The organism is Shewanella gelidii, from assembly GCF_014647855.1.
GTDB classification, from domain to species: domain Bacteria; phylum Pseudomonadota; class Gammaproteobacteria; order Enterobacterales; family Shewanellaceae; genus Shewanella; species Shewanella gelidii.
The window spans coordinates 1-20,027 of record NZ_BMPZ01000003.1 but is presented as its reverse complement, the minus strand read 5'-3'; the positions used below and the strand labels follow the sequence as shown (position 1 = coordinate 20,027).

Annotated in this window: 18 protein-coding genes; 6 read left to right on the top strand and 12 right to left on the bottom strand. The window is 44.8% G+C overall.

Annotated features, from left to right (window positions below):
• Positions 1–190 precede the first annotated feature (190 nt).
• A complete protein-coding gene (locus IEY18_RS07050; RefSeq protein WP_188919254.1) occupies positions 191–499 on the top strand; it encodes a winged helix-turn-helix domain-containing protein in 309 nt (102 codons plus the stop codon).
• On the opposite strand, the gene IEY18_RS07045 is transcribed toward IEY18_RS07050, so the two are convergent.
• Entirely contained in the window at positions 496–825 is a 330-nt protein-coding gene (locus tag IEY18_RS07045) for a DUF2956 domain-containing protein (protein WP_188919252.1), read from the bottom strand. The genes IEY18_RS07050 and IEY18_RS07045 overlap by 4 nt on opposite strands.
• A gap of 327 nt (positions 826–1,152) precedes the next feature.
• Here IEY18_RS07045 and IEY18_RS07040 point away from each other — a divergent pair, with 327 nt between their 5' ends.
• Complete coding sequence (locus tag IEY18_RS07040; RefSeq protein WP_188919995.1) at positions 1,153–2,931, top strand: ABC transporter transmembrane domain-containing protein; 1,779 nt, start codon at positions 1,153–1,155, stop codon at positions 2,929–2,931.
• Positions 2,932–2,966: 35 nt separating this feature from the next.
• Here the strand turns inward: IEY18_RS07040 and IEY18_RS07035 are convergent, their stop codons facing one another.
• The gene (locus IEY18_RS07035; RefSeq protein ID WP_229779769.1) at positions 2,967–3,833 is read right to left on the bottom strand and encodes a substrate-binding periplasmic protein; all 867 of its coding nucleotides are present in this window, start codon (positions 3,831–3,833) and stop codon (positions 2,967–2,969) included.
• Positions 3,834–3,884: 51 nt separating this feature from the next.
• Positions 3,885–5,486 carry an AMP-binding protein gene (locus tag IEY18_RS07030; RefSeq protein ID WP_188919250.1) on the bottom strand — a complete coding sequence of 534 codons (1,602 nt, stop codon included), beginning with the start codon at positions 5,484–5,486 and terminating at the stop codon, positions 3,885–3,887.
• A 418-nt stretch (positions 5,487–5,904) separates the two neighbouring features.
• Here IEY18_RS07030 and IEY18_RS07025 point away from each other — a divergent pair, with 418 nt between their 5' ends.
• The gene (locus tag IEY18_RS07025; RefSeq protein WP_188919248.1) at positions 5,905–6,465 is read left to right on the top strand and encodes a phosphoribosyltransferase; all 561 of its coding nucleotides are present in this window, start codon (positions 5,905–5,907) and stop codon (positions 6,463–6,465) included.
• An 86-nt stretch (positions 6,466–6,551) separates the two neighbouring features.
• Here IEY18_RS07025 and IEY18_RS07020 read toward each other — a convergent pair whose 3' ends face one another.
• The 7 genes from IEY18_RS07020 to IEY18_RS06990 all read right to left on the bottom strand — a co-directional run bounded on the left by IEY18_RS07020 (position 6,552) and on the right by IEY18_RS06990 (position 13,427).
• The gene (locus IEY18_RS07020; RefSeq protein ID WP_188919246.1) at positions 6,552–6,764 is read right to left on the bottom strand and encodes a hypothetical protein; all 213 of its coding nucleotides are present in this window, start codon (positions 6,762–6,764) and stop codon (positions 6,552–6,554) included.
• Between the two features lie 201 nt (positions 6,765–6,965).
• The gene (gene pepN, locus IEY18_RS07015; RefSeq protein ID WP_188919244.1) at positions 6,966–9,617 is read right to left on the bottom strand and encodes an aminopeptidase N; all 2,652 of its coding nucleotides are present in this window, start codon (positions 9,615–9,617) and stop codon (positions 6,966–6,968) included.
• Between the two features lie 116 nt (positions 9,618–9,733).
• On the bottom strand, positions 9,734–10,327 hold the full coding sequence (lpoB, locus tag IEY18_RS07010; RefSeq protein ID WP_188919241.1) for a penicillin-binding protein activator LpoB: 594 nt from the start codon (positions 10,325–10,327) through the stop codon (positions 9,734–9,736).
• A 21-nt stretch (positions 10,328–10,348) separates the two neighbouring features.
• A complete protein-coding gene (locus IEY18_RS07005; RefSeq protein ID WP_188919239.1) occupies positions 10,349–11,731 on the bottom strand; it encodes a COG3014 family protein in 1,383 nt (460 codons plus the stop codon).
• Positions 11,732–11,734: 3 nt separating this feature from the next.
• Complete coding sequence (def, locus tag IEY18_RS07000) at positions 11,735–12,220, bottom strand: peptide deformylase (RefSeq protein WP_188919237.1); 486 nt, start codon at positions 12,218–12,220, stop codon at positions 11,735–11,737.
• 25 nt (positions 12,221–12,245) lie between these two features.
• The gene (locus tag IEY18_RS06995; RefSeq protein ID WP_268244247.1) at positions 12,246–12,455 is read right to left on the bottom strand and encodes a SlyX family protein; all 210 of its coding nucleotides are present in this window, start codon (positions 12,453–12,455) and stop codon (positions 12,246–12,248) included.
• A 15-nt stretch (positions 12,456–12,470) separates the two neighbouring features.
• Positions 12,471–13,427, bottom strand: a complete 957-nt coding sequence (locus IEY18_RS06990; RefSeq protein ID WP_188919235.1) for a WD40 repeat domain-containing protein — start codon at positions 13,425–13,427, stop codon at positions 12,471–12,473.
• 146 nt (positions 13,428–13,573) lie between these two features.
• Here IEY18_RS06990 and fkpA point away from each other — a divergent pair, with 146 nt between their 5' ends.
• Positions 13,574–14,338: an FKBP-type peptidyl-prolyl cis-trans isomerase gene (gene fkpA / locus IEY18_RS06985; protein ID WP_188919233.1), complete on the top strand. Its 765-nt coding sequence runs from the start codon at positions 13,574–13,576 to the stop codon at positions 14,336–14,338.
• Positions 14,339–14,567: 229 nt separating this feature from the next.
• A complete protein-coding gene (locus tag IEY18_RS06980; protein WP_188919231.1) occupies positions 14,568–14,942 on the top strand; it encodes a YacL family protein in 375 nt (124 codons plus the stop codon).
• Positions 14,943–15,148: 206 nt separating this feature from the next.
• Here the strand turns inward: IEY18_RS06980 and IEY18_RS06975 are convergent, their stop codons facing one another.
• Together IEY18_RS06975 and narQ are read right to left on the bottom strand one after the other, a co-directional pair.
• Positions 15,149–15,778 (bottom strand): response regulator, encoded by a 630-nt coding sequence (locus tag IEY18_RS06975; RefSeq protein WP_188919229.1) that lies wholly within the window; start codon positions 15,776–15,778, stop codon positions 15,149–15,151.
• An 80-nt stretch (positions 15,779–15,858) separates the two neighbouring features.
• The gene (gene narQ, locus IEY18_RS06970) at positions 15,859–17,565 is read right to left on the bottom strand and encodes a nitrate/nitrite two-component system sensor histidine kinase NarQ (RefSeq protein ID WP_188919227.1); all 1,707 of its coding nucleotides are present in this window, start codon (positions 17,563–17,565) and stop codon (positions 15,859–15,861) included.
• Positions 17,566–17,811: 246 nt separating this feature from the next.
• Here narQ and nrfA point away from each other — a divergent pair, with 246 nt between their 5' ends.
• Positions 17,812–19,215, top strand: a complete 1,404-nt coding sequence (gene nrfA, locus IEY18_RS06965; RefSeq protein ID WP_188919225.1) for an ammonia-forming nitrite reductase cytochrome c552 subunit — start codon at positions 17,812–17,814, stop codon at positions 19,213–19,215.
• The last annotated feature ends 812 nt before the right edge of the window (positions 19,216–20,027 follow it).

The window sequence follows — 20,027 nt, the reverse complement described above, 5'->3', positions numbered from 1 at the left end:
AGATGGAGGGTGCCAGCCAATGGATTTGCTGTCATTTGAGTCAGACCAAGCTGCCGAGCAATGAATGAACCCGAATCGCGAATGGGTAGGAAAGTCATTTATATTCTTCGATTTTGGTGAAGTCTATTCCTTCATTTGATAAGGGTTGATAAGCTGACGGCTATTCAAACTTTCTAAACCAGAGGATGGTATGACACTCGCAGCCCCACAAGCCTCAAAACAGCATAAAGCGTTTATTCGTAAACTTTATTTAGCGCATCTTATCGATAGTGAACAGCATAATCTTGGTTCATTGCAAGCTCTTACCGGCATGCCACGCAGAACCTTGCAAGACTCGATTACTGCGCTAAAAGATATCGGCATTCACTGTGGTTTTGTGCAACAGGGAGAGCGTCATAATGCAGGGTTTTATCGTATTGATACGTGGGGGCCGATCAGCCCTGCTTGGGTTGATACTCATGTTGATGAGATGAAGTCCCTGCTTGAGATTGCCAATTAAACCATCGACAAATAGACAGCAAATGCTATCCAGCTCAGTGCTAAGAGTATCCAAGGTAAGCTGGTTTTGGAGGATGTGACCGTCGTAGGCGTATCGCTCTGAACCTCTTGCTTGTCGAGTTCTTGCTTTTGCTTACTTTTTAGCTGTTGTTTGCGGTGTTTATCTTTTTGTCGCGATTTGGACTTTTGCTGTTTCTTATACTCTGCAATCCCTTTTTCAATGCCTTGAGCGATGAGCTTAGTTTGCTCTTTGGTTTGACCTGGCTTTTGAGTTGCCTTGGCGACTTTCATCGCTTCTGTTTTGGTTTCCGCTGATATTTGATTCATGCTGTGTTCTTATTTTGTGTAATGGACTGTGGCGCGCAGTTTTTCGCTGATCTTTGTTTCTATAGACGCAGTTTCGAAAACAATATTGGCCAACGACTTCGTGTGATTGCGCAGCAATGAACACTTGGCCTGAAACTACAAGCATGCCAGCCATTGAAGCGTCTAAGGGTCGTCAGCTTAGCATATTTTCTGTTGCACTTAATTGCTTGATTCGTATTCCGCGAGAGGGGATGATGATCTGCATTCTATTGTTAAAGAGATTATCCCGTGCCGGACTCATCTGTGAGCTTTTCTCCAAACTCTGCTTCTATTCGGCCTGCTAAAAGTATGCGCGTATTGCCATGGATTGGGCAATTCCTAAAGCCGCACCGTGGCAAAGTCGTCGCAGCGGTTATTTTCTTGTTTGTCGGCTCTTTGGCTTGGTTATCACTTGGTCAAGGGGTGCGGTTGCTGGTTGATGAAGGCTTTGTAGAGCACAATTCCCAGCGGTTAAATGAGATTATCTTGCTGATATTATTGATTACGGCAATTAGCGGTGCCGCTGTTTTTTGTCGCTTCTATTTAATGACTTGGTTAGGGGAACGTGTCAGCAATGACATACGGCTGCGCGTTTACAATCATCTGCTCAATTTGTCTCCAGCTTTCTATGAAAAGACGAGAACTGGAGAGGTTATCTCGAGATTTACGGCCGACACCACCTTATTGCAAAGTGTGGTTGGCTCAAGCCTGTCGATGGCCTTACGTTCGTCGGTCACTGTTGCTGGTGGCATCGTGATGATGGCCATCACCAGCTTCAAGCTGACAGGGTTGGTGATGCTCGCTGTCCCGATGGTGCTAGGACCGGTGATGTTTTTTGGTCGTAAAGTTCGAGATTTATCCAGAGAAAGCCAAGATAGAGTGGCTGATCTTGGGGCATATGTTGATGAGTCTTTACATGAGATTCATACCGTGCAGGCTTACACCCATGAATCTCGCGATCGCAGTTTATTTGCTGAGCGAATTGAAGCCATTATGGATGCTGCATCCAATCGAATTTTGTTTCGCTCGATTCTTATCTCCTCGGTGATGTTTCTCAGTATTGCAGCGATTGCTTTGGTGACTTGGATTGGCGCTCAAGATGTGATGACGGGGGCTATCTCCAGTGGTGAGTTATCTGCTTTTATGTTTTATGCCGTGATGGTGGCTGCGGCGGTGGCTACAATCAGCGAGGTTATTGGTGATATTCAGCGAGCGGCGGGGGCAACAGAGCGGTTAATTGAATTGTCGATGACACCGATTGATATCCCTGAACCTGATTCACCACAAAGTCTGCCTGAAACCGTACGTGGGGAGCTGCAGTTACAAGAGATGTGTTTTGCGTATGATGCGACTGAACCACATGACGTAACAGCAATGTCAGCCAACGAGAAGTACGATACCGATGTGCTCAAGCAGCTGAGCTTGCATATTCAACCCGGTGAACGGGTGGCGCTGGTAGGCCCAAGTGGCGCCGGAAAGAGTACTTTATTTCAGTTATTGCAACGGTTTTATTTGCCTCGTTCAGGCTCCATTTGGCTCGATGGCATTGAGATTAGTCAGTTGCGTACGGATACCCTTCGTCAGCAATTTGCACTGGTACCACAGGAGTCGGTCATCTTCGCGACCAGCGTACTTGAGAATGTGCGCTATGGGCGCTTAGATGCCTCAGAAGAGGAAGTTCGTCAAGCCTGTATTGCTGCAAGAGCGGATGATTTCATTCAAGAGTTTCCACAACAATATCAAACTTATTTGGGGGAGCGAGGCGTGCGCTTATCTGGAGGGCAAAAGCAGCGTATCGCTATAGCCCGAGCAATTCTCGCTCAGCGGCCGATCCTCTTACTGGATGAGGCCACCAGTGCGCTAGACGCTGTAAGTGAGCATAAGGTGAAGCAAGCCCTGGATACTTTGATGCAAGGTAAAACAACCTTGATTATTGCCCATCGATTGGCAACCGTCATGAACGCGGATCGCATTGTGGTTCTTGATAAAGGTCGACTTATTGCCAGTGGTCGTCATCATGAATTAATGAAAAGTAATCCGCTTTACCGAGAATTTGCCGAGCTACAACTACTCTCAGAAGAAGCCTAAGTCCAGAGAAATAGGCTTTTGGTCAGCACATAAATTTAGGGTTTGATGGTTTCATGAGGGGATTGCGCTGGATGATAGTCAGCATATTGAGCGACGATGGCATCTATTTCACCGGATTCAATAAAATACTGCAAAGATTGGTTAATTTGGGGCAATAAGGCTTGCTGGCTTTTATGCAGGCGAATGACCAATTCACCATCACTATGAATTGATGCTAAAGCGATAGAAATATCAAACTGTTTTGCCCAGTAGAGCGCAGGTAAATCCCCAATAATGGCGGCATCAACTCGCTTCTTATCGAGGGCTCGTACTAGTTCCCGTTCACTACCAAAATCAACACGAGTAAAGGTATGGGTATTGGGATAAATATAACCCATGACAGTCCCGATCCGCTTGCCGTGCAATTGATGAGTTTGCGCCCACGCGGATGACTTCCCTGCTAACGTGACGACATATTCTTTAATGGGTAGAAATGGAATTGAAGCAACAAAATCATCACTGATTTGATCATTCTCAAACCAACTTGGGCTGACAATATCGAAATCGAGCTGACGGCGTTGGAGCGCTTGGTTTGTTCGCCTTGGTGGGAATTCCAGTACTTGCCCTTCAATACCTGCTTTATCCAGCATGCGAGGGATAAATTCTCGCAGAATCCCAGGTTTATCGCCCCCATTTTTTATATAGTAGGGCACCCAAGTGCTCGATCCATTTAGATTATATTTTAGAATGGGCTTTGGTTCGGCAAACAAAGAAAAACTAACGGCGGAAAGTACGCTGAAGGCCAAAACGATAAGCTTTTGGATGCCATGAGGGGTCATTAAATACTGCCTATTTAAGTCGATAGCCAGCAATGTTGGCGCTGCTTTGAGGCGCGTAGTTGTCATTGCTCGGGTTATAGTCATTTTATCGAGTTCAACATTGAAACGCCATTCAAACTGCGAATACAGCCTAAATTAGCTATCTCTAAGTTGCCGCCTCAGAATCTTACCAACGGTTGACTTGGGCAATTGATCCACAAACTCAATTATTTTTGGGAGTTTATAGGCGGTCAGTTGTTGACGGCAATAGTCTTCAATAGACTCTATAGCTAGCGCTTTATCTTGGGCTGAATCCCGGAGCACAATCACTGCTTTGACTGCTTCACCGGTATGTTCATCGGGTACGCCGATAACGGCACATTCTAAAACGCTGGTGTGACCGGTGAGCACATTTTCAATCTCGTTGGGGTAAACGTTAAAGCCAGACACTAAAATCATGTCTTTTTTCCGATCAACGATTTGCAAGAAACCGTGTTCAAGTTCGATGGCTATGTCACCGGTTTTGAAATATCCGGATTCAGTAAATGCAAGGCGTGTCTCTTCGGGTTTATTCCAGTAGCCTTGCATGGCTTGGGGGCCTTTGACGGTGAGTTCGCCAGTAATTCCCTGCGGAACCGGGGTGTCATTCATATCGACAATTTGAACATCTGTTGCAATCACAGGTTTACCAATGGTGCCAAGCTGCTCCAATTGAGGCGCGTTCAGCGCCACCACCGGTGATGTTTCTGATAGACCGTACCCTTCTGAAATCGTGCAACCCGTTGTCGCCCGCCAAAGTTCAGCGGCGGCTTTTGTGAGTGCGGTGCCACCAGAGATGGTGAGTTTTAAATGACTAAAGTCCAATGCTTTAAAGTCGGGCTGATGACACAAGCCAACAAAGAGTGTGTTAAGCCCTGCAAATCCTGTAAAGGGGTATTGAGAGAGTGTTTTAATAAGCGCGTCGATATCTCTTGGGTTTGGAATCAGTACAGAACAAGCGCCGACCTCAAAATACAGCACCAAATTTACCATAAACGCGTATATATGATAGATGGGTAACGGGGCAACAAAGATGTCCTGCCCTTCGGTGATAGTATGCGCTAGACGAGACTTGGTTTGTAAGGTATTGGCGATTAAGTTGCCATGGGTCAGCATTGCCCCTTTACTGAGTCCGGTAGTGCCGCCTGTATATTGCAGCAAAGCTAAGTCATCAATTTTAGGGATTACACGTTGAAATGTATGTTGAGCTCCTACGGCGATGACATGGTTAAACTCAATATGTGAAATCGCTGTACTTGGATGGCACTGGGGCGCATGTAAGTCGAGTGCATGGGTTGAAATAATCGTTTGGACCCCAGTTTGTTGGATGTAATTTGCCATGCTGGGTAGTAGATCTGACAGGACAACGGCTGCTTTTGCGCCAGAGTCATTGAGCTGGTGAGTAAATTCTCGCTCAGTATACATCGGGTTGGTGTTAACCAGCACCATCCCCGCACGCAATGCACCATAAGCAGCAATGATAAATTGGCTAATGTTGGGCAAAATTATTGCAATACGATCGCCAGTATTTAAAGAGGTTTCTTGCTGCAAATAGGCAGCGAAGTTGCGTGACATCGTTTCGACTTCGGCAAAAGTCAAATGCTTACCAAGGCACGCATAAGCAGTTTTATCAGCATACTTTTCAGCAGTTTTCTCAATAATATCAACTAATGAGTGGTAGCCGTGATTATCGAGATGAGACAGGGCGTCGTATTGCATGATATTCACCTTTGGGTTGTCGGAGTGGCGCTTGCCAAAGTCACAATGTGTCAGATTTAAAAATAAAACACACGTTTAGATTAGTGTAATAATCAGCCATAAATCAATTGTTAAGTTTGTATCAATGGTGCTCATGACTGTTTTTACCCTGTGGGATAGGGGCTTGCGGGTCGCGACGTTAGACTAAAAGAGAAGGCGGTTGAGTCACAGTTTTGCTTTAAGCTGAGTAATCTAGCAGCACAATATCAGCATTTAGTGTAATATACGCGCCCAAATTAGCGGGGCATTCTCGGGTGCTATCGTCTGCTGGGCCGGAGTCAACCGACTTTGTAGCCGCGATTGATATTTTTGCTCTGCTGGGGTTGCCAGTGTGGGGCTTTACCTTTTTGCAATCATGATTATAAATGGGGACATTGCGATGTCAGAAAAACACTTTATTACCGCCCAAGAGCTGCTCGAAGATTCTTTTCGCTTAGCAGCCCAAGTATACGACAGTGGTTTTCGTCCGCAGTTTATTGTGGGCATCTGGCGCGGTGGGGCACCAATTGGTATTGCAGTACAGGAGTATTTTGACTTTAAAGAAGTTGAAACCGACCACATTGCTGTGCGCACGTCTTCTTATTACGGGATTAATCAGCAAAGTAAAAAAATTAAAGTTCATGGTTTGCACTACATTATTGAAAATGCCAATGCCGACGATGGTCTATTGATTGTTGATGATGTGTTTGATTCAGGCCGTAGCATTGATGCGCTGAAAACCAAGCTCACCGAATTAATGCGCTTGAATATGCCAAAAGATGTTCGTATTGCTTGTCCGTACTACAAACCAAAGAACAAAGCTGTCGACTTAAAGCCAGACTATTTTATTCACGAATCTGAAGAATGGCTGGTTTTCCCTCATGAGGTTTCTGGGCTGACCATTGAAGAGCTTGAACAAGGCAAGAGTGATTTGAAAAACATTACTCACCTGTTCAAGTAGCTCTGTACTTCATTGTCATCGGCCTTGCTGATGGCAAGCAATAAAAAGGTATCGCGATGCGATACCTTTTTTGTATGGAGAGCCATTTATAACCGATTAATTTCGTCCCCGAGCTGATAGCTTTTGTCGGTAACGATGGTTTCTAGTGTCTCAACCCGTTGCTGCAGCTTGGTCAGTTCAGCTTTTAGCTGCGTGACTTCTTCACTTTGTACGCTCTCTCTGTTTTCTTTATGATGTTTGAATGCAGAAAGTGCGACACCTGCAATAATTGCGACGACGGCTACTTCAAATGGTCCCATAGTTTATGTTCCTTGTTTTAGTTCTCTAGCAATGTGGCTGGTTATGACGCTAAGCCAAATCGTGCCTTTGCTGTACGAGTTCGTTTGTTTTTAACCTATTCAATTTTACAAATAATAGCAATTAGTAGGCCAATCTATAAATTCTTAATAAATCAATATGTTAAGCACTGGTAACAGGGCTGCATTTTATTATTTTCACCACTATTTAGTGAAATGCATATTTTGTTTGATGCTGACACATATTTCATCGTCTTGCTTGGCTTCTAGTAAAGCTCTATGACTTAAAACAGACAAAGCTTGTTGCGGTGTTTGCTTTTCAAGTTGTTGATTTATTGCTTGTATATTGGCGTGATTACAATGTTTAGGTACAAGATGTTGGCTATAGGCACGCATAAAAACGGGGCCGTTAGTTGCATCGAGTTGTAGCCAGTCATTCAACCGTTGTTCGGTTGTTGCTTTGCTCAGCAATCGCTGCTCTGCGGGATATAGGTGTGCCATCACAATTCGAGCATCGGCAAAAGGGAGACTATTTTGTTGAACGCGATTAAACCAGTCGCGTTTGTTTTTGGCTTCGGGACGTAACACATCTGCAGCTATTGCTTGCTGTCGCCCTTGGTTTGACGGATCGCGTTCTTTTTCTTGTCGCAGCAGCTGGCGGCTACTTAGGGTCGCGTATCGATTTAATTGTTTAATGATTTTCCAGCGCAGTGACTGATCGATGGAGAGCCCTGCAATTTGAAGCTCGCCAACGAGTAACTGCTTTAAATGGTGCAAGCTATCCATATTGCTCGCCAATGCAATATAAGTTTCAAACCATAGCCGTTGTATAGGGGGGGATTGCCAGGATTCCATCACTTTGCGGAGGCTCATTTGTTGCATCCCTTTCACGGCTTTGTTGGCGTAATTGCGCTGGCTAGGCTGCATATAAGCCAATAAATCTTTAGCATTGAGCATTCTTTGGGTAATTTGCTTTAGGATTGTGGCATCGGTCTCTTGGGGCGCATTCACAAATATGCTGCCAAGGTATTGTTGTAAAGTCAGCTCCCCCGCTTCAACACTGTCCCACAGGCTAAGCCAAAGCATTGAGCGCAGGAGGGGGTCTTTGAACTTACTTAAATTCCTCTGGGCTGTAGTGAAGCTTTTTTTATCCAAAGCAACTTTTAAATAGCCCCAATCCTGATAGTTTGGATAGATTAAGTCTGGACATGGTGTACCGATAAGCGAGGGCACTTCAGTGACTTCATCTGCATAGGAGACAGCCACTAGGTTGCTCAGATGCATCTCTCGTCGCCCTTCTTTAAAAAGTGCGAGTTGAATACTTTGCTCTCGGAGGGGCATGATTTGATCTGGTGCGGTTTGCACTAATTTTAGTGCTGCAATTTGTTGATTGCGGCATTGCCATTCAACCGATACTGTATTGACGCCTGCTTGATACAACCAATCTTGGCTCCAGCCTGATAAGTCTCGTTTTGCTGCCTCACCTAAGCTGTTGATGAAGTCATTCAATTCAGCATTTTGATAGCTGAATTTTTTGAGGTAGTTGTGTACGCCTTGGCGGAAGACTTCAGTACCGATGAAGTGATTCAGTTGTGCAAGAACAGCCGAGCCCTTGGCGTATGTGATGGCGTCAATATTGTCAAAAGCATTCTTGGTACTAGGGACTGGCGTTTCAATCGGGTGAGTCGTTACTCGACTGTCGAGCAAGTAGGCTTTGCGCTTGCCCTTACTGTAAAAGGTTCGCCATGCATGGGTAAACTCTGTTGCTTCTGCAGTGGCTAGGATGCCCATAAATGAAGCAAAGCTTTCATTCAGCCATAAGCCATTCCACCACTTCATGGTGACCAAGTTACCAAACCATTGATGTGCCATTTCATGCATGATGACACTGGCTGTTCGTTGTAACTGTTCTTGAGTTGCTGGACCGTGGGGCAAGAAGCGTTGCTCAGAAAAGGTGATGGCTGCGGCGTTTTCCATGGCGCCATATAAAAACTCAGGGACAAGCAGTTGGTCGTATTTTTGGAAGGGGTAGTCGATGCCAAAATAGTCTTCGAAAAATGTCAGTCCACGCTGGGTATAGCTAAACCAAGTTTCAGGGGTAACCTGTTTTGCAACCGATTGACGTGCAAATAGTCGAAGTGGATATTTGCCGCTTCCATCTTGCCAAACTTGATAGGGGCCGGCATGGACTGAAAAATTATAGGGGCTGAGTGTCTTTGTGGCAGGGAATTGCCAAGTATTCATCTGGGGGTTATTCACCGATGGCGTAATACTGATTTCGCGGGTGGCGCTGACCACTTGCCAAGTTTTTGGTACCGTCACCGATAACTGAAACTTTGCTTTGATATCTGGTTGATCAAAGAGTGCGAAGACTTGTTGTGCGGCGGCGGGCTCGAAATGCGAGTATAGATAGACTTGCTGATCGATTGGATCTTTAAATCGGTGCCAACCTTCGCCGTTTGTACTGTGCTCTCGGGTAAAGCTAACTTCAATCGTATTGTGGCCGGTCACTAACATTTTGGGATTAATTTTAAGATAGCTACCATTGTATTTTGGGTATAGCCAATGACCATTAATTTTTAGGCTATCAATTTGTGCTTGATGGATATCGATACTTAAAGGTGACTGCGTATCTGCTAAATCAAACTCTATTTTGTTTTTGCTTCTAAAGTGCTCAGAGCCATCGGCTGTCAATTGAATAAAATATTGAACGTTAGAGACTCTGCTCGCGCGATGGTGGGCTTGTTGTTGGGTGATATATTGAGAGTCATCTCTTGAAAATGGCGTTGTGGTACTGGTACATGCTGCAAGATATAGACAGATAAAAGTAATAATAATTGAGCGAAACCAACCCACGAAGCAACCCTTTCACAATGTAGCAGTAATAGTCTGTCACGTACCCTAGCTCATGTTGCTAGGAGGGGCAATAAAAAAGCCAGCGAACGCTGGCTTTGATTTAGCTTGTTTGCTGCTTACTTGCCAAACAAGGATTTTGACTTGGTTTTGCGGATTTCTTTTTCGTCCGACCATTCGATTAGACCGGTTTCAAGATCCATTAAGCGCATGGTCATCTTGTAATAGACGTCTTTGGTGCTCCCCGCTTGCTTTACGATGCTAGAGAGGTTGCCATACAACATATACTGTGCCCCGATTTGGCGGCCAAAATTAATTGCTGTAGATGGGTCAACTAATCCAGAGTTGTTTTGGTAATCCAACTGTTTACGCACAGAGTCGACTTTGGTCATATCAATAAATCTAAATTTACCTGAGCGCAGCAATTTATTGCTGATGGTATCGGTAACGGATTCAGTATCGATATGTTCAGAAGTTTTATTTTTAATTCGATCGACAAATACAATAGGGCGTTGAGACTGAGTGATAACAACCACTGGGGGGAATGTCATCATGCTGTCTACCATTTTGGCGGCTATAGCTTGCAGATCCGTTGAACCGAAATTCTCATTTACAGTTTCAACTTCTGTGGCATCGCCATACTCTACCTTTGATTGACAACCTGCCATTCCAATGGCCACCGCCAGTACAAATATCAATTTTAAGTGCTTCATAGTCAGTTCCATTTTGTGTCGTTAAATTAGTATTGAATAAAATCGTAGGTAATTGCCAGTATCAATTGCCCATATGAGGGTGGTTCTACCCGGTTCAACGGTGATCTGTGTGCTATTCGTGTTGTCTAGGTTTAAGGTGTATTCACCGCTATCTGCATATTGCCGTGCGATTTGCGCTTGTCGTGGCAGTGTTAACCAACTACGTCGATCAGCTTGTTCTGAAACAACATTAAATAGCTGAATGGCAATGGAGCCTATATCCAATTCATTGCGACCTCTCTTGCTATTGCTGGTTATACTGCTGGCGATTTCTGATTTAGCATAAACTCGAGCAGCTTGCCGAGCGAGTGCCGCAGGTAAGTCTTCTTTGAGCGCCGTGATTGCGAGCGCATCGATGTTCGCGATTGTTGCTGCAGTCATGGGGTTGGACAGACCGTTGATCGTGACATTGCTTTGGGCGGGCATGCGTGAGGGGTAGGTTGCTAAAGCGGCCGTTTGAATATTGCCGTCAATGGTAAATGGCACGGTAAAGCTTTGCTTTATCGGTACAAAGGCCTTTTCGATGATGATGACCACCTGTCCTTGGTGCTTCCCAGCAAATACCGGTTGACCAAATCTTTGTTCAAACTCTTGCGCTTGAGGCATTTTTAATTGGTTGGCAAGGCGAACGATATCTTGTTGAACGAAAGGGTTTCTCGGTGCAATTTGCGCGGCTTTGCGATAGTCAATGAAAGCATCATTGGGTTCACCAAGAATTTCATGGAGCAAACCGGTAACGTAGTAGCTATAGGCGTTTAGAAATGAACTACTAAGGTTGCCACTTGCTTCTTCAAGTCGCGCCACCTCTGAGTCAACGCTGCCATTAGCAAGCGATTGTATTGATTTAAGTGATTTTTGATATTTCTCTTGTTCGAGGCTTTGCAACTCATTGCTGCGACGAACTTCGACTAAGGCGCCTTGTGGATCGCCTGAAAATAGATAATTTAGTGCCTGATATTGGTGCAGTAAAATGCGTTCATAGCCGGGGCCACGGTATGGAATGACGTTATCATTGAATAAAAAACTAGATGCCGTACTACCAAGCTGAGAGGCACTAATCAACGCTTCATCATCAAATGTTAAATAGCGTGTGATGGCCTGTTGGTAGTATTGTTTGCTTGCGTCAAAATCACCCGCAATTTGGGCTATGCGTCCAGCCTCTTGTGCATATAATAATCCGTCATTCCCGCTAATCGCTGGCTCTAACTGAGATGCGCCTTTCAATGGTGTATTGCTGTTTAGCCCTTGTTTTATTGGCGCAATTTGAGAGGGGTAATTCACAAATACGCTGTTATGGGCGCAACCACTGAGATAAAAGCAGACTGCGATAAGTGCTAGCCCGCGTTTTAGCGCTGTTAGAGTCATCGACTATCCTTTTTCGGCCTCTGTCAGCTTGATGCGCTTAAACAAAGTGATGCCATTCATATGATCAAGCTCATGCTGGAAAATACGTGCGATAAAGCCTTCAAACCTTTGGCGGTGCCAGTTGCCTTGTAGATCTTGAAAGCTTGCTTCAATCCAGCTGTGACGTTCTATTTTAAGGCGGCGCCTTGTGAGTGATAAACAGCCTTCTTCTGCGACCTCTTTGCTGTCACTGACGGCTTCTACTTTGGGGTTAATCACCACGAGAGGTTCCATTTCAGGCGCATGGGGATATCGCTCATTTGGGTGTGATGCCACAATAAACATGGCTTGCATCCGAGATACCTGAGAGGCTGAGATACCCACGCCTTTTGCCAACTCCATACGTTGTTGGAGTTGTTTTGCAAATGTGGCAAGTTCTTCATCAAAGACTGTGACCGGCTCAGAAGCCTGATTTAAACGAGGGTCGCCAAATTGAGTAATGGTTAACATGTTGTTCCTTTCTAACTTTTTTACTTTAGTAATGAGGTGGCGGAGTTTCTTCACTGGGAGAGGCCATATTACTTGGCTCCATGTCTTTTAATTTTCCGATTAAAAGCTGCATGGTTTGCTGTTGCTCGCCAACTAATTGATTGAGCTTAACCACTTCCTGATTCAGCTCTTCTATGGTCATGTCTTGAAATGCTAGTTTTGTTTCTAGCTCTTCGACCCGCGTCTCTATATTCACCTGAGTACCTTAATTTTATTTTGTTTGTGGCCAAGCTTCGACAAGCCCATTACTGCTGAGGCTCATGATTTGTCCTGCTTGCCCTGTTGCTACAGAGTATACAACGACACCTCTATTTTGGGTGTTTTTCATCAATTGTACCTGCCAATTGGCTATTTTTTTACCAGTATCTCTTTGCCAGAGTATGACTTCCCTTGCGGGGGTGCCGGTTAAAAGGTGTTTGTCTTCATTGACAAATCGAGCGGCAGAAAAGTTCATTTGTCTGCGTTTGATATTTATTTTTGAGAGCTCTTGGCCAGTGATGTTATTCCATATTCTGGCATCATTCGTGCTATCACCGGCAAAGCCTAAAGTGCCAGACTGGTTGAGCGCAACTTTGGTGACGCGGGATTGAAATTGCCAAGTATGAATGGGTTGGCCAGTTTGCGCATGCCAAAGGATAGCTTGCATGTCGTTGCCACCACTTAATGCTTTTTTGCCATCGGCGGAGAGGGCAACACTGTTAACTTTTTCGGTGTGCCCTAAGAATTGAATGAGCTTATTGTTACGGGTATCAAGTGACATGACCGAACCATTGGTTAACCCAACCAATAAGCTGCCATTGTCAGCAACTGCGACCGTTTGTCCCGGTGCAGACAAAGACCACCATCCGATAGAGCTCCCATCATCAAGTTGCCAAAGAGCGACAGAGGTTTTACTTAAAGTGACTGCGTATTTTTTATTGGGAGAGAATCGCGTGTCTATGACGGTATTTTGATCCTCGCCATGGTGCCATGTGTATTTGAGAGCGTGACTAGAGAGATCCCAGACCTGGACGCCTTGCTCAAAGGTGCTTAATAGCGCTAAGTCACCTTGTGCAGAAAGGTTTGCGTGGTAGCTCGGCTCTTTGGTCAGCTCGATTACTTGGGTGGCTTTGGGTTGGCATCCGGCAATAAATAGCGTGCAAATTATCAGTATCAATCGTATTAGCATGAACTTGCTCCGAGATTCGTTGTCTCTAGCTAAGGACAGTTTACCCTTAAAAGTCAGGGTAATGGTATTGGAATAACAAAGATAACTAGTATAAAGTAGCGTGGTTTATATCATTGTAACCGCTAAGGGACGCTGAGGAAGCATTAATGAAATCGATTTATAAATTGTCTTTAGTCGCACTGGCTGTAGTTGGCTTGTCTGCTTGTAATCAAGAGCAAAAAGCTGCTGAAGCAAAGCCAGCTGTAGAGCTTAAAACTGAAGCTCAAAAAGAAGCATACAGTGTTGGCGCATCTATTGGTCGTTACATGGCTGGTCACATCAAAGAGCAAGAAGAGCTTGGTCTTAAAGCAGATAGAGATTTAATCATCACAGGCTTTAGCAATGGCTTAAATGATGAAATGAAGCTGACCGAAGAAGAGATGCAAACTATTTTGCAAGGCTTAGACAAAAAACTAAATGCGAAACGCACAGAACAAGCGGAAGCACTAGCGTCTAAAACGGTTGAAGAAGGGAAAGCTTTCTTAGCCGCCAATAAAGCAAAAGAAGGCGTCGTCACGACAGCTTCTGGCCTTCAATATGAAGTCCTTACTGCCGGTGAAGGTGATAAGCCTGCTGCAGAAGATACGGTTGAAGTTCATTATACCGGCACCTTAATTGATGGAACGAAGTTTGATAGTTCACGTGATCGCGGTGAAACAGCTAAATTCCCATTAAACCGCGTCATTGCGGGCTGGACTGAAGGTGTTCAGCTGATGAACGTGGGCTCAACTTATAAGTTTGTGATCCCATCTGAACTTGCATATGGAGAGCGCGATACCGGGTCAATTCCTGCGAACTCTACGCTTGTGTTTGAAGTTGAGTTGGTCTCCATCGTCAAGGCTGAAAAGAACGAAGCCCCAGCGAGTGAGTAATTTTGAGTTACGGCTCAACTGATGAAAGGCGCTGCGGCGCCTTTTTTAATGCCTGTCGGTTTTAAATGAGCTTCGATATTGGCGGCACAAACATTACCGCAGCACATTGATTTCGTAAGAATTAAAGTGGCAGATGGAATATCTGCGGCTTAATAAGTCAATGTTAACTAAGCAAGGTGGTGCAGCTTAGTTTAAAATAGATGAAAAGAAAAAACGTAAAGGTCGCACTATGGAGTATGAGTTTCGACGCAATACGCTTACCGGTACATTTCAAGCCAGCTTTAGTATGGATCATGAAGTGTTGGGGTTGTGGTTTTCTGAGGAGCTAGCAGACAATCGGGCTGGATATATAGAAATCAGTCAGGCCATTGTGCAACTACAAAAGAGTCACCTCAAAAGTTGGCGTTATGTTGGCAAGGGCCTTACTTTAGAGCTAGATTCTGAGCAAGCGCGAGTGTTTGCTAACGCATTAGAAATGCAAGAGACGCAACAGCTTGATGAATCGATGTCTTTTTACGATGCAGAATCTGAGGCGTTTTGCGGGCTAGAGGATTTCGAAGTCGCATTACAAAGCTGGCGCAAATTCCTAGATGAAAGTAGTTAGCTGTACAAGTTTCCAATAAGCCGAGTGACTGCTACGGCGCGCCGATGACATGCGGGATTAATATAGGTGTCGCAGCGGATAAAACTAAATAAAGAAAAAGCCGAAAAGAGTGATTCAACAATCATTTCTTTTCGGCTTTTTGCTGTGAGCACTGAGCAATGGATAACGAACACAGTGACTCACGATAAGCGATGTGCAAGCCGTGGTTATCGGTTCAGATAACGTACGGCCATTTCGGTACGAGATTTCGCATTCGCTTTACGGAGCAAGTTCTTCACATGAACTTTTACGGTGCCTTCACTGATATGGAGCTTTTCTGAAATCACACGATTACTCAGGCCTTCAGCGAGATGCTCCATAATTTGCAGTTCACGTGGAGTGAGGCTGTCAATCCACTGATCTTCATCTGCAGCATCTTTCATTTCATAAAGATACTCTTGGATTTCACCGCTGATGACACGATGCCCTGACATGGCTTCTTTTAGCTTATTGAGCAGGATATCTGGCTCAGTATCTTTCAAGAGGTATCCGTCAGCTCCAGCACGCAGTAGGCGAATAACATCTTGTTTGGCATCTGACACGGTTAGAATCACGATACGTGATGTGACGCCTTCCTGGCGTAAGCCATTGAGCGTATCTAACCCCGTCATTCCCTTCATATTGAGATCAAGCAATATGATATCGGGCTCTTGTTCTGCGACCGCAGCTAAGGCATCGAGTCCACTTCCCGCTTCACCAAATAGCGTGAAGTCTGAGTCCGAAGATACCAGCTGGCAAATCCCCCGTCGTAGCAGCGGATGATCATCAACAACAAGTACTGAGTATGGTTTACCCATCTTTAACGTCTCCTGCAGCAAGTTGGCTTTGTGAGTATACTCACTTGTTTTAGTTTAATTTTATATGACATTGTGTTTAGTTATTTGGGTTCTTCTTGTTGTGGTGGGAAGGTTAAAGTCACCGTAGTTCCACCATGGGTATTGCTTACAAAATCAACCGCGCCATTGAGGCGGCTGGCACGTTCATGCATGATGCCAATACCGAAATGTTGATCTCTCTCTTTTAAATGATCAACGCCAATACCATCGTCACAGATACTTACGAGGACGAGACCTTCAGCAGTTTTGTAACATTTTATCTCAATCTGCTTCGCATTGGCATGTTTGATTGCATTTAGTGTAGCTTCTCTGGTGAGCTGCAAAATATGAATATGTTGATGTGCGCCCAATAATTGCGGTGAAAGCTGGTAATTGAGTTCAATTTGCATCTCTGTTTGCCCCTTCAGTTGGTCAACCATAGCTTTCAACGCGTTGAATAAGTTGGGCTCTTTGATGGTCAATCTGAATGTGGACAGTAATTCACGAAGTTGCGCGTAGGCAGTATTGACGCCTTCATTAATCTCGTTGAGCTGTTCATCTACTATTGGGTTACGACACTCATTGTTTAGCCCTTTACTAAGAAGGCTGATTTGAATTTTAAGGAAGGCAAGCAGTTGACCCAGTGAGTCATGCAGCTCTCTGGCTATCACGCCACGCTCTTCCATTAAAGCTAACTGTTGCCTTTGTTCTGTCGCACTATGGATCAGTAAAGATCGCGCCAGCATAATGCTGAAGTTTTCAAACAGGGGTTTGTTAATTTTTTTGTCAGTAATTATCTCAATATAACCGTAATTGACATCGCCAAAGGTGAGTGGAAATTGTGTTGTGGGGTGCTTAATATTTGGCCAGCCGCCATCGGCTTCGATAATCTCTTTAGGCTCATTTTTTTGTTGAATAATCAGTCGCAAGTAGGATAAAGATTCATAACTTTTCAGCTTGTCGAGTGCATTTTTCAGGGTGCGAAAATCCAACTGGTTGGCATGCAAATTAATGAGGTTCTCATAGAGAAAGGTTAACTCGTTATTTGCGCTGGTTAATGCCAGTGTTTTTTCTTCAACTTGATGCTCAAGATCCTGATACAAAGCAGATAACTCTTTTGCCGTGCTTTCTAGGGCATCTGTTAACGCTGTAAGTTCGACATACTCCGTTTGTGGCATTTCTACTTCAAACGTTCCCTTCGAAATGGTGTTCGCAGACTCCATTAATTGCTGTAAAGGTTGCACCACTTTTCGCTTAGTAAAACGAACGGCAAAGAAGGCAATAAGCAACATAAGACCGAGCCCGAGAATTTGGCTGGTTGCAAGTAATCTGAGCTTAAATGCAGCGTGATGCTCCATCTCTAATACGAGTAGGTTGATGGTATCGACGAAGTCTTTTAGTGAGGCAGCATATCGTCGGGAATTCTCGTCCTCAATGTAGCCTTTCATGATTTTCCACTTATCGACCACGAGCAAATATTGATCGGCAAGTTTATCGGGACTTGACCAATCGAGAGAGCGCTTAAGTGCATCAGAGTAAAGCGTATTTTCAAACTCAACGATCTTATTTGCCGCTTCATTGCTTCCCGAGTTTGCGTAAAACATCAGACGGTAACTTTGCATGCGCAAAGAACCGGATGCGTTAATGCCACGTGCATCGCCTAAGCTATATGAAAGATTGATGATCGCAAAGATCGCAAGGCCACTAGAGAGAAGGATGAGCATAAGCATCAATCCAAGAATTTTTGAGGTAAGGCTGCCTCTTTTCATGCGCAAATTTCCGCCAATGTGATGTTTTTTGTGCTATTTATATTGAGTGTTCTACTTTAGATGGTAGTAGAGCACATTAGCAAATGGATAAAAATGTGAACAATGACACGTTTGCATATTGATCTAGCGCAAGTTTCGTCAAGGATACCCCATAAGGGGTATACCTTTCACGTTAGTATGGGACTAACTTTGACATTGGAGATGTCGTGGTTAATCAAACTAAATATAACGTAACACGGAGATGAGATGGTGAAGAAGATGACAGGTAAATCCTTTGCACTGAGTGCATTGGTAGCCGCCAGCTTCATGGCTGCGAGCGCAGTAGCTAGTGATAAGACTGAGCCTCGTAACGAAGTTTATAAAGATAAATTCAAGAACCAATATGCAAGCTGGCATGCGACTAGCGAAAGCAAAGAGATTATTGATGTTCTTGAAGAAGATCCAAATCTAGTTATTCTTTGGGCTGGTTATGGTTTTGCAAAAGACTACAACAAAGCTCGTGGTCACATGTACACAGTAACTGACCTACGTAACACTTTACGTACTGGTGCACCAACTGGTCCAGATAATGGTCCTATGCCTATGGCATGTTGGAGCTGTAAGAGCCCTGACGTACCTCGCTTAATCGAAGAGCAAGGCGAAAAAGGTTACTTCACTGGTAAGTGGTCTAAAGGTGGTGCTGAAGTAGTAAACGCATTGGGTTGTGCTGACTGTCACGAAAAAGGCAAGTCTAAGCTACGTATTGCTAAGCCATTTGTTGCTCGTGGTCTAGAAGCAATTGGTAAGCCATTCGACAAAGCTTCTCGTAAAGACAAGCAGTCTATGGTTTGTGCTCAGTGTCACGTCGAGTACTACTTCGAGAAAACTGCAGACCGTAAAGGTTTTGTTAAGTTCCCTTGGGACATGGGTATGGGCGTAGAAGCGATGGAAGCTTACTACGATGCGCTAAACTTCAAAGATTGGACTCATAAAGTTTCTAAGACTCCAATGTTGAAAGCACAGCACCCTGGCTATGAAACTTGGATTGACGGTACTCACGGTAAGAATGGCGTAAGCTGTACTGACTGTCACATGCCTAAAGTTAAAAACGAAAAAGGTCGTAAGTATACAGACCATAAAGTTGGCAACCCATTCGATCGCTTTGACGAAACTTGTGGCACATGTCACGAGCAAAGCAAAGAGACTATGGAGCACGAAGTTAAGTCTAAGCTAGCTGCTGTTACTGATCTTAAACTAAGAGCTGAAGCTCAATTAGTTAAAGCTCACTTCGAAGCTGGTGCAGCTTGGAAAGCTGGTGCGACTGAAGCTGAAATGAAGCCTATCTTAACTAACATCCGTCACGCTCAATGGCGCTGGGATTATGCAACTGCCTCTCACGGTGTTGCAGCTCACGCAGCTGATGTAGCGCTACGTATCCTTGGTACTGCTGTAGATAAAGCTGCTGACGCTCGCGTTCAACTAGCTCAACTACTTGCTGCTAAAGGTGTTGCTCAGCCAGTAGCTATCCCTGATATCTCTACTAAAGCAAAAGCACAAGCTGCGCTTGGTATGGATATGAAGAAGATGAAAGCTGACAAAGAGAAGTTCAAGAAGACTCTTGTTCCTCAGTGGGATGCTGAAGCTAAAAAGCGTGAAGCAACTTACAAGTAAGCTATCTTAAATAGATAACTTTAAAGCCCCGCAATCGCGGGGCTTTTTATTGCTTGGAATTTAGAAAAAAATGGTTTAGTGCAGTCTTACGGCAGATTAAGTCGTGGTGCTTCGCCCACACCCGAGCAAAGGGGTAAAGCGTTTGTACCCCTTTGCAAACCCTCAACGCCCCATTGCGAAGTTGTTGTCCTCATGTTTATGGCAAAATGACTAACGCTTCCGATGGGGCGTCCCTTCCCCTCGAAAGCTAGCCAGACATCCATGTCTGGGCTTACGCCATTTACGCCAACACATTTCGGCAACTTCGATGGGGAACCATCGCAACCTGAAGGTTAATCTGGGTATTTCGAATGAAGTGAAATCGAAGAGACGATTAACCCGTACAAGCGCGGCTGTGGACTTCCAAAACAGGGACGTTTTGGTGAAGCCCTCAGGGACGAGTCTACGGCGTTCCACAGAAGCGCTTGTGCAAAAGCCTGCGGCAAGCAATAGATTGGATTGAAGTTATGGCCTTCAAACTGCCAATTTGATTAGCGGACAATTCAATTCCTTTTGGCCTCACGGCCAACCAAAGTCGTGGTGCTTCGCCCACACCCGAGCAAAGGGGTAAAGCGTTTGTACCCCTTTGCAAACCCTCAACGCCCCATTGCGAAGTTGTTGTCCTCATGTTTATGGCAAAATGACTAACGCTTCCGATGGGGCGTCCCTTCCCCTCGAAAGCTAGCCAGACATCCATGTCTGGGCTTACGCCATTTACGCCAACACATTTCGGCAACTTCGATGGGGAACCATCGCAACCTGAAGGTTAATCT